Source organism: Solibacillus sp. FSL R7-0668 (assembly GCF_038006205.1).
GTDB lineage: Bacteria > Bacillota > Bacilli > Bacillales_A > Planococcaceae > Solibacillus.
The window spans coordinates 3,619,497-3,634,379 of sequence record NZ_JBBOUU010000001.1 but is presented as its reverse complement, the minus strand read 5'-3'; the positions used below and the strand labels follow the sequence as shown (position 1 = coordinate 3,634,379).

Annotated in this window: 16 protein-coding genes and 1 pseudogene; 12 read left to right on the top strand and 5 right to left on the bottom strand. The window is 36.8% G+C overall.

Annotation, left to right across the window (positions count from 1 at the left end; genetic code table 11):
- Positions 1–11 precede the first annotated feature (11 nt).
- From MKX47_RS18125 to MKX47_RS18100, 6 genes are all read left to right on the top strand, one after another.
- Entirely contained in the window at positions 12–290 is a 279-nt protein-coding gene (locus MKX47_RS18125) for a late competence development ComFB family protein (RefSeq protein ID WP_340776978.1), read from the top strand.
- 205 nt (positions 291–495) lie between these two features.
- On the top strand, positions 496–915 hold the full coding sequence (gene mntR, locus MKX47_RS18120) for a transcriptional regulator MntR (protein ID WP_340776975.1): 420 nt from the start codon (positions 496–498) through the stop codon (positions 913–915).
- A gap of 26 nt (positions 916–941) precedes the next feature.
- Entirely contained in the window at positions 942–1,799 is an 858-nt protein-coding gene (locus MKX47_RS18115) for a CvfB family protein (RefSeq protein ID WP_340776973.1), read from the top strand.
- 126 nt (positions 1,800–1,925) lie between these two features.
- Positions 1,926–2,846: a DUF1002 domain-containing protein gene (locus tag MKX47_RS18110; RefSeq protein WP_340776971.1), complete on the top strand. Its 921-nt coding sequence runs from the start codon at positions 1,926–1,928 to the stop codon at positions 2,844–2,846.
- A gap of 88 nt (positions 2,847–2,934) precedes the next feature.
- Positions 2,935–3,216, top strand: a complete 282-nt coding sequence (locus MKX47_RS18105; RefSeq protein WP_340776969.1) for a GNAT family N-acetyltransferase — start codon at positions 2,935–2,937, stop codon at positions 3,214–3,216.
- Positions 3,217–3,501: 285 nt separating this feature from the next.
- Entirely contained in the window at positions 3,502–3,828 is a 327-nt protein-coding gene (locus tag MKX47_RS18100; protein ID WP_340776967.1) for a hypothetical protein, read from the top strand.
- A 56-nt stretch (positions 3,829–3,884) separates the two neighbouring features.
- On the opposite strand, the gene MKX47_RS18095 is transcribed toward MKX47_RS18100, so the two are convergent.
- A complete protein-coding gene (locus MKX47_RS18095; protein WP_340776965.1) occupies positions 3,885–5,405 on the bottom strand; it encodes a succinate CoA transferase in 1,521 nt (506 codons plus the stop codon).
- Between the two features lie 341 nt (positions 5,406–5,746).
- Positions 5,747–6,397, bottom strand: coding sequence for a LytTR family DNA-binding domain-containing protein (locus tag MKX47_RS18090; RefSeq protein WP_340776964.1), 651 nt, complete (start codon positions 6,395–6,397; stop codon positions 5,747–5,749).
- A gap of 568 nt (positions 6,398–6,965) precedes the next feature.
- On the opposite strand from MKX47_RS18090, the gene MKX47_RS18085 reads away from it, so the two are divergent.
- From MKX47_RS18085 to MKX47_RS18075, 3 genes are all read left to right on the top strand, one after another.
- Positions 6,966–7,760 carry a helix-turn-helix transcriptional regulator gene (locus tag MKX47_RS18085; protein WP_340776962.1) on the top strand — a complete coding sequence of 265 codons (795 nt, stop codon included), beginning with the start codon at positions 6,966–6,968 and terminating at the stop codon, positions 7,758–7,760.
- A 174-nt stretch (positions 7,761–7,934) separates the two neighbouring features.
- The gene (locus tag MKX47_RS18080) at positions 7,935–8,189 is read left to right on the top strand and encodes a hypothetical protein (protein WP_340776959.1); all 255 of its coding nucleotides are present in this window, start codon (positions 7,935–7,937) and stop codon (positions 8,187–8,189) included.
- Between the two features lie 29 nt (positions 8,190–8,218).
- Positions 8,219–9,064 (top strand): M15 family metallopeptidase, encoded by an 846-nt coding sequence (locus tag MKX47_RS18075; protein WP_340776958.1) that lies wholly within the window; start codon positions 8,219–8,221, stop codon positions 9,062–9,064.
- Positions 9,065–9,101: 37 nt separating this feature from the next.
- On the opposite strand, the gene cls is transcribed toward MKX47_RS18075, so the two are convergent.
- Both cls and MKX47_RS18065 read right to left on the bottom strand, forming a co-directional pair.
- Positions 9,102–10,568 (bottom strand): cardiolipin synthase, encoded by a 1,467-nt coding sequence (gene cls, locus MKX47_RS18070; protein ID WP_340776956.1) that lies wholly within the window; start codon positions 10,566–10,568, stop codon positions 9,102–9,104.
- A 104-nt stretch (positions 10,569–10,672) separates the two neighbouring features.
- Positions 10,673–11,476, bottom strand: coding sequence for a YwqG family protein (locus tag MKX47_RS18065; RefSeq protein WP_340776954.1), 804 nt, complete (start codon positions 11,474–11,476; stop codon positions 10,673–10,675).
- A 428-nt stretch (positions 11,477–11,904) separates the two neighbouring features.
- On the opposite strand from MKX47_RS18065, the gene MKX47_RS18060 reads away from it, so the two are divergent.
- The 3 genes and pseudogenes from MKX47_RS18060 to MKX47_RS18050 form a co-directional block, all read left to right on the top strand.
- Positions 11,905–12,042: an Lmo0850 family protein gene (locus MKX47_RS18060; protein ID WP_340776952.1), complete on the top strand. Its 138-nt coding sequence runs from the start codon at positions 11,905–11,907 to the stop codon at positions 12,040–12,042.
- A 68-nt stretch (positions 12,043–12,110) separates the two neighbouring features.
- Positions 12,111–12,674, top strand: coding sequence for a transposase (locus MKX47_RS18055; RefSeq protein ID WP_340770878.1), 564 nt, complete (start codon positions 12,111–12,113; stop codon positions 12,672–12,674).
- A pseudogene (locus tag MKX47_RS18050) lies at positions 12,632–13,501 on the top strand (IS3 family transposase); the annotation flags it as partial. The gene MKX47_RS18055 and the pseudogene MKX47_RS18050, both read left to right, overlap by 43 nt.
- Positions 13,502–13,567: 66 nt before the next feature.
- Here MKX47_RS18050 and MKX47_RS18045 read toward each other — a convergent pair.
- Positions 13,568–14,758 carry an FtsW/RodA/SpoVE family cell cycle protein gene (locus MKX47_RS18045; RefSeq protein WP_340776948.1) on the bottom strand — a complete coding sequence of 397 codons (1,191 nt, stop codon included), beginning with the start codon at positions 14,756–14,758 and terminating at the stop codon, positions 13,568–13,570.
- Positions 14,759–14,883 lie beyond the last annotated feature (125 nt).

Genomic DNA, 14,883 nt, shown 5'->3' with positions numbered 1-14,883 from the left:
GAAGGATAGAGATGTCAAATGTTAAATTAATAAATGTGACCGAAGAAATTGTCCGAGGGCTTGTCAGCTTCCTTCTACATGGTGTTGAGTATCAAACCTTTTGCCATTGTGAGCAGTGTGAAATGGATGTAAATGCAATTGCACTAAATGCATTGCCTACGCGCTATGTTGCTTCAGAAAAGGCAAGGGATGCCGTGTTCAAACAATTGAATACCCCAGAAAATATTGAAGAGATTAACAAGCAAATTATTCACGCACTTCATATCGTTGGTCGAAATCCACGCCATTAATGAGGAATCCTTTTAAGCGTGCCTATTGGTAAAGTATTAAATAATTGGCGACGTTTAAAAGTAGTATAGAAATTAAAAAGAGGCGATTCAAGTATTCGTTTAAACTTGAATCGTCTCTTTTCATGACGAATACGGTTTTTCGGTTAACCTTTTGTCTAAAATTGTAGTACACTTAAAGGAGCAATTGGAAAGAGAGGGAACAGTTATGCCAACACCTAGCATGGAGGACCACATAGAACAAATATATTTATTGATTGAACATAAGGGATATGCGCGTGTGTCCGATATTGCAGAAGCTTTATCTGTTCTACCTTCCTCAGTAACGAAAATGGTACAGAAGTTAGATAAAGATGGATACTTAGTCTATGAAAAATATAGAGGGTTAACATTGACGCCAAAAGGGCAAAAATTAGGTAAGCGTTTAGTACAACGTCATGAGCTGCTGGAACAATTTTTGCGTTTAATTGGGGTTGATGAAGAACGAATTTACGAAGATGTAGAGGGCATCGAGCATCACTTAAGCTGGAATTCAATCGATCGAATTGCAGACCTTGTGCAGCTCTTGGAAGAGGAGCCACAAATGACAAAGAAGCTAGAAGAAATGAAATCAAATCATAATATGTAATGATTGACAAGGAAAAGGAGAAATCAATGAATCAATTAATGAAATCAGGACAAGTTGTTCGTTTGACGGTATTAGAGGAGCAAGGTTCACGCTATATTTTAACAAACGGAGATATCGAAGTTCCGTTAAATGCTTCTGATGTAGTAGAAACGGTAGCAATTGGTGACACAGTAAAGGTATTTTTATATACAGATCGTCGCGGGGACTTACAAGCGACAACCGCAATTCCTCATATAACAGAGGTAGATTATGGCTGGGCTCGTGTGTTAAAGGTAACAAAAGAAGGCGCGTATTGTGATATTGGTACGTCGCGCGAGGTGCTCGTACGTGCAGAGGATTTACCGGCAATCCAAGAGGTGTGGCCAGAGCCAGGTGACCATTTATACATGACATTGCGCACAGATCGTAATGGCGACTTATTTGGTCGTCTCATTACAGAAGAAAAAGTCAATGATATGTACGAAGGCGCGCTAGAAGATATGTTCAATAAAACGATTACGGCTCGCCCATATCGTTTATTACCAGTAGGCTCATTTTTACTTGGTGTAGAAGCACCATACCGTATTTTTGTGCATCAATCTGAAATGAAGGCTGAGCCGCGTTTAGGTCAAGATGTAACGGTGCGCATAATCGACGTAAAGGAAGATGGCTCACTAAATGGCTCGTTTTTACCGCGTAAGCATGAGCGTTTAGGAGATGATGCTGAAAAAATCTTCGCCTATTTAGAAAGCGTTGGCGGTAAAATGCCATTTGGAGACAAATCCACACCGGAAGAAATCCAAGAAATGTTCAATATGAGTAAAGGGGCTTTCAAACGTGCATTAGGTACTTTAATGAAGGCAAGAAAAATTATACAGCAAGATGGTTGGACAGAAATTGTTTAACGAACGATAATATTGTACGATGAAAAAAGTAAAAGGCAATTGTTAGTGCAACCTTTTACTTTTTTTAACCGTATTAATAATGGAATGTACATGCAAAGGCATATATATTTCGAAGGGGGAATTATTATGAAACAAAAATGGATCGCACTAGTTGCTGCGCTTGTTTTAATGCTTTCAATCGTAATGCCAGTTAGCACATTCGCTGCAACAACGGAAACTAAAAATCCAATTAATGAAAAATTAGGTGTTCCAATCGTTGTTTATGGTGGGAACCTATCTGCGGATGAAAAGGAAACTGTGAAAATAGCTTTACGCGTAGACAAGGAAACCGAAGTAGACGAAATTACCATTACAGGACAAGATTTAGCAAAATATATTAAAGACTCAAACCCAAGCTCACGTATGTTCTCGTCTGCGAAAATTACACGCCAGGATGAAGGAAAAGGGCTTACAATTAGTATTGTTACACCAGAAAATATTACACAAGTGACATCAGAAATGTATGCAAGTGCGATGTTAACAGCCGGTATAGAGGATGCAATCGTTGAAATCGCTGCACCAAAGCCAGTAACTGGGCACTCGGCGTTAGTAGGGATTTATAAGGCCTACGAAGCGAAAACAGGTGAAACACTTGATATCGAACGTACAGATGTAGCAAACGACGAATTATCTGTAGCAACATCACTTGCTGAATCTGCAGGGGTAACAGATGAGCAAGTAGCAGAATTGTTAACACAAATTAAACAAGTCATTGCTGAAAACAAACCGGAATCAAAAGAAGAAGTACAACAAATTGTTGAAGAGCAGTTGGCAAAATTCCAAATTAACTTAAGTGATGCAGACCGTCAATTATTGGTCGATTTAATGGATCGCATTAGCAACCTAAATATTGATTTTAGTAAATGGTCCGATCAGCTTTCTGATTTAACTGCTAAATTTGATGAAAAATTCGGTGCGATATTAGAGGATGAAGGCTTCTGGCAAAGTGTGAAAAACTTCTTTAATAATTTAATCGACACGGTGTCATCTTGGTTCTCAAAAGAATAATGGATAGAGAAGGCTCTCGAATTTGAGAGCTTTTTTGCTTGATTGCCTACTGAATATGCTATAGTAAAAGGAACAAGGAGGGAGAAATATGGAATTTACGTATCGAGACAAAGGGAATAATCAGGGTGCATTTGAGTATGAGCAACAAGGTGAGCGTGTAGCAGAAATTACATGGGTTTTGCGCGATGGGGTTATGAATATGGGCCATACCTATGTATCTGATGTACTGCGCGGACAAGGGGTAGCCAAAAAATTATTAGACACAGCAGCAAACTATGCGCGTGAAAATAATTTGAAAATGAATGCCATTTGTAGTTATGTTGTTTCGGCGTTTGAAAAAAGCGATGCCTATGATGATGTAAAAGCATAAAAAAAGGAAGGCCCGTGTATCACTTCATGGGCCTTCTTTTTTAGCTAATAAAAATTGAAATAACGAATGTTAGGAATGTCGCCACCCCTAATAAACTTAATACTTCAACACCTTTGTATTGAACTTCTTTATTTTGGAACATGGTCAACACTCCTTTAATCTGTAATATATTTAGCATACCCATTTTTCGCATTTTTTAATCACGTTTTTGAAAATGTTTGAATAAGCAAATCAAAGGGTAATCTAAATAATGTGTAATCATCAAGATTTAGGAGGTAATATACAATGGCTAAATTTAAAGGTAAAGGTGTTGTAGTAGCAGGATTATTAGCGGGTGCAGCTTCCTTTTTAAGTAAAAAGGAAAATCGTGATAAAGCAATGGACTTTTTAAATGATGCAAAAACAAAGGCCTCAAAGGTTATGACAGACACGAAGCAAAATTACCAAGCGAATACAGATTCAGTGAATGAAGAAATGCAGCCGGTTGGAAAAGTAGCGGGAGATGTAGCGGAAGCAGCAGCAAGCCCAGATACATTAACCATTAATGAAAATGAATTTTTATCTGAGGGTGGCGCACAGCGAACAATTACAGAATACAATAAGCAACAATAAGAAAAAGGCTTGTCTTGCATATGCGAGACAAGCCTTTTATCATGTAAACAAGAAAATTAAGCTTTTACAACTTCTTTTTTCATTGTTTTGTTTTTAGCAAGGTTTACATGCCAAGAAAGAGCTTCCTCTAAGATATGAGGTGTTTGTGCGTTACCAGTTGCTTCAACAGCGCGGTTGTAGTAGTCGCGTAATTGCTCTTTGAAGTCTGGGTGAGCACAGTTTTCGATGATTAATTCAACACGCTCTTTTGGTGCAAGACCACGTAAGTCGGCAATACCTTGTTCTGTTACGATTACATCTACGTCATGCTCAGTGTGGTCTACGTGAGAAACCATTGGTACGATTGAAGAAATCGCGCCGCCTTTCGCGTATGATTTCGTTACGAAGATACCAAGACGAGCGTTACGAGCGAAGTCACCAGAACCACCGATACCGTTCATCATTTTTGTACCTGAAACATGTGTAGAGTTTACGTTACCATAGATATCTAACTCAAGCGCTGTGTTGATTGAGATTAAGCCCAAACGACGGATAAGCTCTGGGTGGTTAGAAATTTCTTGTGGACGTAATAAAATTTTATCAGCATACTTTTCTAAGTTGCCATAAACTTTTTTCTGTAATTCTTCAGTTAGTGTAATTGAAGTTGCAGCTGCGAATTTTACTTTACCAGCGTCGATTAAGTTGAATACCGCATCTTGTAATACTTCAGAAGACACGACTAAGTTTTCGAATTCTGAGTTCGCAAAGCCATCTAATACCGCATTTGCTACAGAACCTACACCTGATTGTAATGGCATTAACTCGTTAGTTAAACGACCCGCTTTAATTTCAGAACGGAAGAAGTCTAATAAGATGTTTGCCATATTTTGTGTTTCCTCATCTGGAGGAACGATTAATGAAGGTGCATCTGGCTCTTCAGAAATAACGATTGCTTGAATTTTTGCTGGATCAACGACAATACCTTTTGTACCGATACGTTGCTCTGCATTAGTAATCGGGAATGGCTCACGTTTCCCTTGTTCAGCTGGAACGTAGATGTCGTGGATACCGATTAATGATTCTGGGTGAGCAATATTTAACTCAATAATAATGTTTTCCGCATATTGTGCGAAAATCGGTGAGTTACCAACAGAGTTTGTTGGGATGATTTGACCATCTTCAGTAATTGCTACTGCTTCGATAATTGCATGTTTGATTGGGCCAATAACACCTTGACGTACTAACTCCGCATTGTGAGAAAGGTGAGCATCCACGTATGAAATTTCGCCTTTGTTAATTAAACCGCGCATTACCGCGTCCCCTTGGAAAGGACCGCGTTTGTTAATAACACCAGCAGCTGCTAAGTGGTTATCAACTTCAGGACCTAATGAAGCCCCTGTATATACATCAATTTTGAATTTTTCGTTTTGAGCGCGCTCTACTAATGCCATAGGAACAACTTTCGCGTCCCCAGCGCGAGTAAAGCCTGACATCCCTACTACTGAACCGTCTTCAATTAAAGCGGCTGCTTCTTGAGCAGACATGATTTTACCTGCTAATTCTTTTAAACCTAAACGTTTCTCAACTCGTGGATCCATTAAAAAATCCTCCCCTAAAAAGTTTTTATGATGGTTTGAGCAATTAGAAAATTTTATTAGAATTTTCTGTTTTTTTCGCCATTGAATACAGTGGCAGTTACGTTAATAGTATCACCATATTGTCACACTTTCTTCACGTAATGTAAAAAAGCGCTTAAAAAACGTTATTTAGAGATAAAATACGACAAATTCGACAAATTAACCGCAATGGTGGATGCAAAAAATAAGGGCTGTGTAGCAAAAATATGCAATAACGACTAAAAAAGAGGGTAAAAAGACTAACTATTTAACTAATGAACTGAAAAAAGCGACTCCTCAAATGAGAAATCGCCTTGTGTCTATTAGAAGCCTAATGAGCGACGGAAGTAACTTGCATAACGTTGGCTAACTGGAATGCGCGTACCGTCTTTCATAATTAATAAAAATGTTGAATGAGAATCTGGTTGAATTTCATCGATGAAATCAATATTGACAATGTATGAACGGTGACAACGAATGAAGGAATCTGGTGCTAAAAATAGCTCTAAATCGCTTAAGTTTAAGCGGTGATAACCTTCTCGGTGCATTGTTTTTACGAATGTTTTACGTAATTGAGTTTCAAGATAAATTACTTGGTTATGTTTAATTGGGTACCAGCAATCATCGATTTTAACGGTAATGTAGTTTGTTAAAAATGGTGAAGGCTTTTGAGGGAAAATGGCTGTGATTGCGCCCTTTGTTTCACCCTCTTCAATTAAGGGAATACTCATACCGTAGTATGGAACACCAAACACATCTGATTCGATGTATGAGTTTATTTTTTGACCATAAGTTAACGCTTTATAAGCCGTTGAACCTTCCTTAATCGGATCGCCAGGTTTGATTTTTAAATCTACCTTTTTGCTAGGTTGGTAGTATATATACTCATTTGTGTCTGAAATAGCAATTGACGTATTTTCCGGGAAAAATTCTTTAATGACTTCCATAATTTCTTCTATTTGTCTTGGATCCACTCTCTAACACCTCTTTATAAGCATTTTATACAATTATGAACTATTTTACTACATATTTAAAGAAATTAGGTTAAGAAGTTTTTTTTATTAGTAAAAAGTTATCTTTGACAAAGTAAAGTGAAAAATTTGGTAATTATCATTTGGATAATAATAACAAAGCTTTATGCATGAAAGAGTGCATGAAATCAAGAATTTTTGGTCTAATTAACATCTATTTTTAGGGAAATGCAGGTTGTCATGATAATTTCGAACTATAAAAATTGTTAAATTTAGGTTGAAAGGAAAATATAATATATGGTAATATTCACTATAGTTACTAATATTACGAATATAAATATGCAAAAACATAGTATTGTATGATGTTTTTCTTGAATCGTATAAATAATCATTTCTCTTAATAAATTTAACCTTATGTATAGATTGCTTATTGTAATCTAACATTTTTATGAAAAAATGTAGGTAGATTGGTGGATGCGAGAAACAGCTCTATCTGCATGTGTGAAAGACAGTGTTAAAGTTTTTCAAACAAGAAACAGAATAGCTATTCTGAAGAAAGATGGGGTAATTTATGCAACTACATCAACATTCAATCTCGGAAACAATTTCAAAACGCTATTTCCAGGAAATTGATCATATTAATCAATATGCTGGCATCGAGGATTTTTTCGTACTGGAATCAAAACTTTTATTTGAAATTTATCATTTAGAAGCTTCGAAGGCGAAAAAAACCTTACATGATATTATTGATATCTTAACTTTACGTTTTGGAAAACAAGTAATTAAAGTGGTACGTCAATATTTTATTATTTTATCTTCTATTGTCGCACGTAAATTATTAGATAATCAAGTGCCCTCAAAAAAGGCCTTTGCATTTAATTTAGCCTGTGCAGATATGGTAGATAACCAAATGAAGGATGCAGAATTTTTACAGTTTGCAGATGATTTAATCGACTTTTATGTTTACTTTATCGCAGACCGTAAGCAGCCAACATTCCGTCATCAAACGGTTAACAAAGTAATTATGTACATAAATGACGAGCTTGAAAATGACTTGACAGTTGAGAGTATTGCAGCGAATTTCCATATTAGCACGAGCCATCTATCACGAATCTTCCGTGAGCATGTAGGGATTACGCTAGTAGAATATTTAAATGTGCGCCGTGTCGAAGAATCTCAATATTATTTACGACATACGAATAAAAGTATTACGTCCATTTCAGATCAATTCCATTTCTGCAATCAAAGTTATTTCACACGTATTTTCAAAAAATACACAGGTGTTACACCAAAACACTTCCGCGATGAATTGCATCATGAATTTTTCCGCTTTGAAATAGCTGAAGTAGCGTATCAAACCATCTAATTATTATGTTGTGCAGAAATAGCAAGTGTCAAAAATTAATCAGATAAACTCTCCATTCATAGCACGCTCATTTTCATGCAAATTATTAGCATGATTGAGGCAAAAGGGTGGAGGGTTTTTTATTTTGGTATATAATCATGAAGAATGCTATTAATAGAATAGAAGGAGATTTTCATGAAGAAGTATGAAAAGGCAATTTCGCTTGTTTTAGTAGCCGCTTTAAGCTTATCGGCACTATTTTTTATTATTAAACAAAACATGGATGCAGCAATTTTATCGATGACATTAATGTTTACATTAACAAACTTTTTCCGTTCAAGAACGTTTAAAGAAAAGGGACATGATAAAGAAGCAAACTGGATGCGTAAAATGTCTATCATTTTTGCTGTCTTATCGGTGTTAGTGGCTATCGTTATGTTGAATGGATAAAAAAGATTAAAAGAAGAAGGCGAATAATAATGAACTCAAAACAGCAAAAAAAGAGCCCTCTTGTCGTCATTGTGTCGATTTCATGTGTCTTATTAATCGCGATTTTAGGCTCAGTCTATTATAAATATGAGGCTGCACAATCTTCTGAATCGCAAAATAATGCTAAAGATGGACAACAACAAGAGGTACCGAATAATAATGGAGTGGATAATTCTAGTTCCAAAACAAATGATGTGGAGGCACCAAAAGAGCCTATTGAAAAGAAACCAATAGAATCTACACCGCAGACAGAGCCACCAACAACGGAGCCAAAAACGGTCAATGGCTATCCAGAGGAGCAGCAATCACCGACTGAGCCTACCTATGTCCAAGGGGTTATGATTGTAAATAAAAAGAACCCATTGCCAGCAACGTATAATAAGGGTGAGGATCCAGTAGCAAAAGCAGCATTTGACAAAATGGCTGCAGCAGCAAAAGAAGAAGGCTTGGAGCTAGTAGCATTTAGTGGCTTCCGTTCCTATGAATACCAAACTACGCTGTATGATCGCTATGTAGCAAAGGATGGTAAGGATGCAGCAGACCGTTACAGTGCTCGCCCTGGTTATTCAGAGCATCAGACTGGACTAGCATTTGATATTGGAGAAAAGGGACGCGAGGATTTATGGCTCACAAGTGCCTTTGGAGAATCCAAGGCAGGACAATGGCTTGTTAACAATGCGCACAAGTACGGCTTTATTTTACGTTACCCACAAGGGAAAGAAGAGATAACAGGCTTTATGTATGAATCATGGCATTTCCGCTATTTAGAGGGTGACTTAGCAACGAAAGTATATAACTCAGGTGTTACGCTAGAAGAATATTTAGGGTTAGAATAAAAAACGTGTGGAAAGTGATCACTTTCCACACGTTTTTTTAGAGAATTGGTGTTAACAAACGAGAAATCGACTCTTTAAATTTAATGATATTCGAACGATTTTTATAAAGTTCATGTGTTAATTCTGTGCATTCTAAAATATCGTTCTCGAAAATTTCCGCAAGCTGATGTGCTAATAGACGGTCATACAAAACAGCATTGACCTCAAAGTTCAAGCTAAAGCTCCGCACATCAATATTGGCCGTTCCGACAGAGGCTACCTCATCATCAACAACAATCATCTTGGCGTGAATAAAGCCCTTCTCGTAGTGATATACTTTTGCGCCTGCTTCAACGAGCTGACCAACATAGGAATATGTTGCCCAGTAAACAAACATATGGTCAGGTTTATTTGGAATCATGATGCGCACATCTATTCCAGCGAGTGCCGCAACCCGGATAGCATCAAAGAAGGCATCGTCCGGAATAAAATACGGTGTTTGAATATAAACATAACGCTTTGCATTACTAATTAAGCGTAAATAATTATTTTTAATGACCTCCCAGTCTGTATCAGGCCCACTTGAAATAATTTGTAATGCAGCCGTGCCTTTTTGCGGAATGATTGGGAAGTAACGCTCGGCATATTGAATATCATTTTTAGCACTTGCTTGATTCCAGTCTAAAATAAAGCGTGTTTGTAGTGGATGTACAGAGCTTCCTTCAATGCGCAAATGTGTATCACGCCAATAACCAAATCGGTCAGACAATCCGAGGTATTCATCCCCTACATTAAATCCCCCAATATAGCCAATCCGACCATCAATGACGACAATTTTTCGATGATTGCGGAAATTTAAGCGTGGATTGATTAGCGGTAAAATCGATGGGAAAAATACTTCTACCTCGCCACCTAAATCAAGGAGCTCCTTAAAATGACGTTTACGTACGCCACGTGAACCCATTTCATCATACAAAATGCGCACCTTTACCCCTTGTTTTGCTTTTTTTAATAGCGCGTTATAAATTCGTTGACCTAAATTATCGAGCTTGAAAATATAATATTGAATATGAATATGATTTTTAGCTGCAAGAATATCTTTAATGAGTGCTTCAAATTTATCGGCACCATCATCAAAAATATGTACAGCATTATCTTGAGTTAAGACAGCATTATTCGTTGTTAAATTCATATAAATAAGATGGTTGTAGTCCTTAATGTGATCCGTACGATAGTCGAGCTGATCATCTTTAATAGCTTCGATTTGATAATTAATAAGACGGTCAATACCGATATCCTTTTTGCCATCCCAACGGAATAAATGTTTTTTACGCAACTGTCGACCTAATAGTAAATAGAGAAAAAACCCGACAAATGGTAAAAAATAAAGGACAAGTAGCCAAGCCCATGTGGATGAAGGTTTTTTGCGCTCTAAAAAGATGACAGTAATCGCAAAGATGATATTGATGAAGAGGGTGATTGGAACAAGAAAGTAATTTTCAATAATTGCGCTCAAAAAGTTCACCTACTTTTTTAATAGTATATACGTGTTTGTTATTATATCGTAAACGAATGGAACGCAAAAAGAAACACTCGGTCCTTTGTATACCGAGTGTGAAAATGGATTGTTTATTCATATTCATCCATATGAAGGTAAATATCAGAAAAGTCACGATTCGCTAGTTTTTCAGAATTGATGAAGAAGCTAATAATACCACTGTTACCCCACATGATGTTTTGTGCATCATTCGATACAATTTGCAGTAGTAATGTATCATAATACTGTAAATGAAACGACTGCTTTCGGAAATCCTCGTGAATAAAATAGGGGTAGCCCCCAATTTTATGTTCGGCTGCCAAATAGCTTTCCAAATAAATATCTTCAAAAGAGCGATCATCTAACGTAATGGAAGTCGTCATTATTTCTGGATTGAAATAGTCATTTAAGCGATAATCTGTAGCCGAAACGGGCTCGAATTGTGTTGTCGCACGTAGCTTCATTTCCTGCTGAATTGGAAAATGAGTTAAATTGGCATCTTTCAAATACGTAAAGTCTTGAAGATAATTTTTATTCAGAGTTTTTTTAGGAAAATATTGTACTTTGAAATGACCAGATTGCGCATGATAATTAACTTGCTTATAGCATTGTTGAGAAATATAAAATTGTAAAATCCCGTCCGCAGGAAATGGCTGTTCAAGCTGGAATTCTTCAAAATTGATTTGTGCTAAAAACAGCATATACTGGTTCTGTGCATCTTTTGGATGTTCCAGCTCATGTGTCAAAAATGGAAGTCCTGCAAATTTACTTTCCTGCAAAAATGCAGGTTGAAAAACAGGATTTAAAATAGCGACCTGTTCAGCGGACTGTGTTAAGCGAGTCTGGAAATGTATTAATTCTTTTGGAACATAGATGTTTTTTTCGTAATGGTTCATTAAGAAGCACCTCCTAATATGCTTTTTTTATGTGAAAGAACGTAATGTATCATATTGAGCTCGGCTGTTATTTATTCTTAGGCGAATTTTAAGGATAAGATGTTCCTGCTCTTTACAATATTTCCACCTAAAATATTTGTTAAACACTCTTTCTTGCAATTTACCTATCGTTTTTACTGCGAACATAGTGTAAATTATTAATTAGCAAGAAATACATGAGAATAGTTACAAGTTAATTCCGTGTGTTTAATTGAGGGGTTAATTGGTAATAAATAAGTGAGTCATTTTTTTTGTAACAAATCTGAAAAATTCAGACAACAATGATTGTGGTAATATATAGAAGTATAAGGTCTGACCTTTAAAAATGAAACTTTTTAGATTCAAAATACGTTATATAAATGACAATAGGAAAGTTTGAGGTGTACAGAATGGCGAAAGAATTAGATTTAAAACGAATTGTTACCAATTTAGCAAAAGTCGGTGTTACAGCGACAGTTACAAAATCGCGTCTTGAGCTTTTAAAAGTATTAACACCACCAACGCAAACTCCGCAAGCACAAAATTAAAAAAGCGACCGCAAGGTGCTGCACCCCAAAAGTTAGAGTTAAAAAACTAACTTTTGGGGTGTTTTTCTATGTCAAAATATAGCGATGAATTCAAGTTACAGATTGTGAAGGAGTATTTAAAAGGACCATTGGGGTTTCAGTTGTTAGCGAAAAAATATTCAATTCCATCTAAGTCTGTGATTGAACGATGGGTAACTGCCTATAAAGCTTATGGAAAAGAGGGTTTACAACGAAAAAGCAAAAATGAAGTCTATTCTGTTCATTTCAAAGTAGATGTATTACACTTTATGAAACAAACAGGTGCTTCTTATCAAGATACGGCGATTCAATTTAAGATGAACAACCCGAGTTTAATCGCTAATTGGAACAGTATATTCCAAAAACAAGGAATAGAGGGCCTGCTAGAAAAAGTGAAGGGGCGCCCGTCTATGTCTAAAAAACCAAAATCAATTTCAACTAAGCAGGAAAAAGAAATGTCACGTGAGGAGCAGTTAGAACGCGAAAATGAACTGCTTCGTCTAGAGGTTGCGTACTTAAAAAAGTTGAAGGCTTTTCGAGAGAATCCGAATGCCTTCCTCGAAAAGCACAAGCAGCGATTGCCTTTGAACTTAAAACAGAAGGATTCCGATTAAAAGATGTCCTTGTACGCGTGGATATTCCAGCAGCGACGTATCATTATCACATCAAGCAAATGCATCAGGCCGATTCAGATAAAGACTGGAAAAGGTTAATCTTAGAGGCGTTTAAGAAACATGAAGGTCGATATGGCTATCGTCGTATTCATGCGGAATTGAAAGGGAAAGGGTACACAATTAATCATAAAAAAGTTCAGCGTCTCATGCAGGAAATGAATTTGAAGTGTGAGAAGTTCGTCCGCAAATCACGCTATAAATCGTATAAAGGCACGGTTGGAAAAGTGGCGAAAAATCGTTTGAATCGCCGTTTCAATACCCCTTATGCCCTTCAAAAAGTGGTAACCGACGTAACAGAATTCAAATGTACAAATGATGAAAAATTGTATTTGAGCCCAATTATGGATTTATATAACGGCGAGATTATTGGATTTAGTATGTCTAAACGACCGACACTCGATTTTGTGCTAGATTCTTTGAAACAAGCTCTTCCAATCATTCAAGAACGTGCAGAATATCGAACAACCATCCATTCCGATCAAGGTTGGCACTATCAACACAAAAAATGGGTCAAAGCATTAAAGCAGAACAAGATTTTCCAAAGCATGTCTCGTAAAGCAACATGTGCAGATAATGCGGCAATGGAGAACTTCTTTGGCTTACTCAAACAAGAAATGTATTACGGAGAAGAATTAGTTTCATATGACGTGTTAAAAAAGAAAATTGAAAAATATATTCACTACTATAACAACGAGCGTATTAAACAAAAACTGGCCGGCATGAGTCCGATACAATATCGAACGCATGCCAGCCAATTAGCTGCATAATAAAAACTCTAACTTTAAGGGGTCACTACCCAAGCGTTTGGCTGCGGTCGCTTTTTATATTGTTTTTTATTCATCATCTGCATCATTTGCTGTAAACATGTATGTGCGGTAGTGGAATTTCATACTATAGACTAGACCAATTGCGAGCGCATTCCCCATCATTGAACTACCCCCATAGCTTATGAAAGGAAGTGGAATACCAGTTATCGGTAATAATTGGATCGTCATGCCGATATTTTCAAAGACATGGAACGTAATCATCGCGATAATTCCAGCACAAACATACGTACAAAACGGATCTTTTAACAGAAGTGTTGTTTTGGTTAAATGATAAATGAGTAAGAAGTATAAGCATATAACGGCACTTGCACCGATAAAGCCCCATTCTTCCCCGATGACAGCAAAAATAAAATCGGTATGGTTTTCAGCTACATATACTTCACGTGACATAAAGCCCTTTCCAAAAATTTCACCAGAGCCAATCGCGTTTAGAGAGGTAATTAAGTGATAGCCCTCGGATGTAGAATAAGAATAGGGATCTATCCAAGAATAAATTCGTGCAAATTGATAGGGTTCGAAGCCAAATGTTTTTTCAAGGAAATCTTGCATATACAGTGCCATCCAAAGAAGGGAAGCACCAATTATAGCTGTCCCACCAAATAGTGGTAAAATGATTTTCCATGTAATTCCTGCAACGATGATAAGTGCTGCAGTAATGGCAATAAATACAAGACCGGAGCCTAAGTCAGGTTGCAACATAATAAGTGCTAAAGGAACGACTAATGTTAATGCGATTTTACCGAGTAACATAAAATCGGTTTTAACAGTTTTGTTCGGATTTTTTTCATGATGCTTACTAATTAAGTAGGCAGCAGCTAAAATATAAAACGTCTTCATAAATTCAGCAGGTTGAATATTACCAATAGGTGTTTGGAACCAGCTTTGTGCTCCATTTCGTTCCACAGTAATTCCAGATGAAGGAGGGATCGCTACTACGGCAACTAAAAGCACAAGACCGATACCGTAAAGAGGCCAGGCGAGCTTTTTGTATTGGTCGGGGTCAAAGTACATGACAACCCCGGCAATCATGGCAAAAATCACATAGTTAATCGCTTGCTTGAGCACGAAGTTTTCGCCATATTGCCCTGAAGTTTGAGCTGATGCAATGGCAAGCAGGCTAACCCCTAAAAATAAAAATAAAATAATGGTAAGCGGCCAATCGAAACGCTTATTAAAATTATAATTGTTTGTATCCATATCGTTTCACCTTATATTTTTTAATTACCCAATGGGGGCTTAAGATACTAACAAAATAAAGACTGTGTTTTTTGTATCTATCATAAATATTTATTAGTTGATGCTACTTTGTGTAAGTATCTCTA

Excerpts from the sequence above, each read along its gene's own strand:
- MKX47_RS18095 (WP_340776965.1), bottom strand. The coding sequence starts at position 5,405 with ATGGATCCACGAGTTGAGAAACGTTTAGGTTTAAAAGAATTAGCAGGT.
- MKX47_RS18075 (WP_340776958.1), top strand. The coding sequence starts at position 8,219 with ATGAACTCAAAACAGCAAAAAAAGAGCCCTCTTGTCGTCATTGTGTCG.
- MKX47_RS18065 (WP_340776954.1), bottom strand. The coding sequence starts at position 11,476 with ATGAACCATTACGAAAAAAACATCTATGTTCCAAAAGAATTAATACAT.
- MKX47_RS18080 (WP_340776959.1), top strand. The coding sequence starts at position 7,935 with ATGAAGAAGTATGAAAAGGCAATTTCGCTTGTTTTAGTAGCCGCTTTA.
- MKX47_RS18060 (WP_340776952.1), top strand. The coding sequence starts at position 11,905 with ATGGCGAAAGAATTAGATTTAAAACGAATTGTTACCAATTTAGCAAAA.
- mntR (WP_340776975.1), top strand. The coding sequence starts at position 496 with ATGCCAACACCTAGCATGGAGGACCACATAGAACAAATATATTTATTG.
- MKX47_RS18085 (WP_340776962.1), top strand. The coding sequence starts at position 6,966 with ATGCAACTACATCAACATTCAATCTCGGAAACAATTTCAAAACGCTAT.
- MKX47_RS18105 (WP_340776969.1), top strand. The coding sequence starts at position 2,935 with ATGGAATTTACGTATCGAGACAAAGGGAATAATCAGGGTGCATTTGAG.
- MKX47_RS18100 (WP_340776967.1), top strand. The coding sequence starts at position 3,502 with ATGGCTAAATTTAAAGGTAAAGGTGTTGTAGTAGCAGGATTATTAGCG.
- MKX47_RS18055 (WP_340770878.1), top strand. The coding sequence starts at position 12,111 with ATGTCAAAATATAGCGATGAATTCAAGTTACAGATTGTGAAGGAGTAT.
- MKX47_RS18125 (WP_340776978.1), top strand. The coding sequence starts at position 12 with ATGTCAAATGTTAAATTAATAAATGTGACCGAAGAAATTGTCCGAGGG.
- MKX47_RS18115 (WP_340776973.1), top strand. The coding sequence starts at position 942 with ATGAATCAATTAATGAAATCAGGACAAGTTGTTCGTTTGACGGTATTA.
- MKX47_RS18110 (WP_340776971.1), top strand. The coding sequence starts at position 1,926 with ATGAAACAAAAATGGATCGCACTAGTTGCTGCGCTTGTTTTAATGCTT.
- MKX47_RS18045 (WP_340776948.1), bottom strand. The coding sequence starts at position 14,758 with ATGGATACAAACAATTATAATTTTAATAAGCGTTTCGATTGGCCGCTT.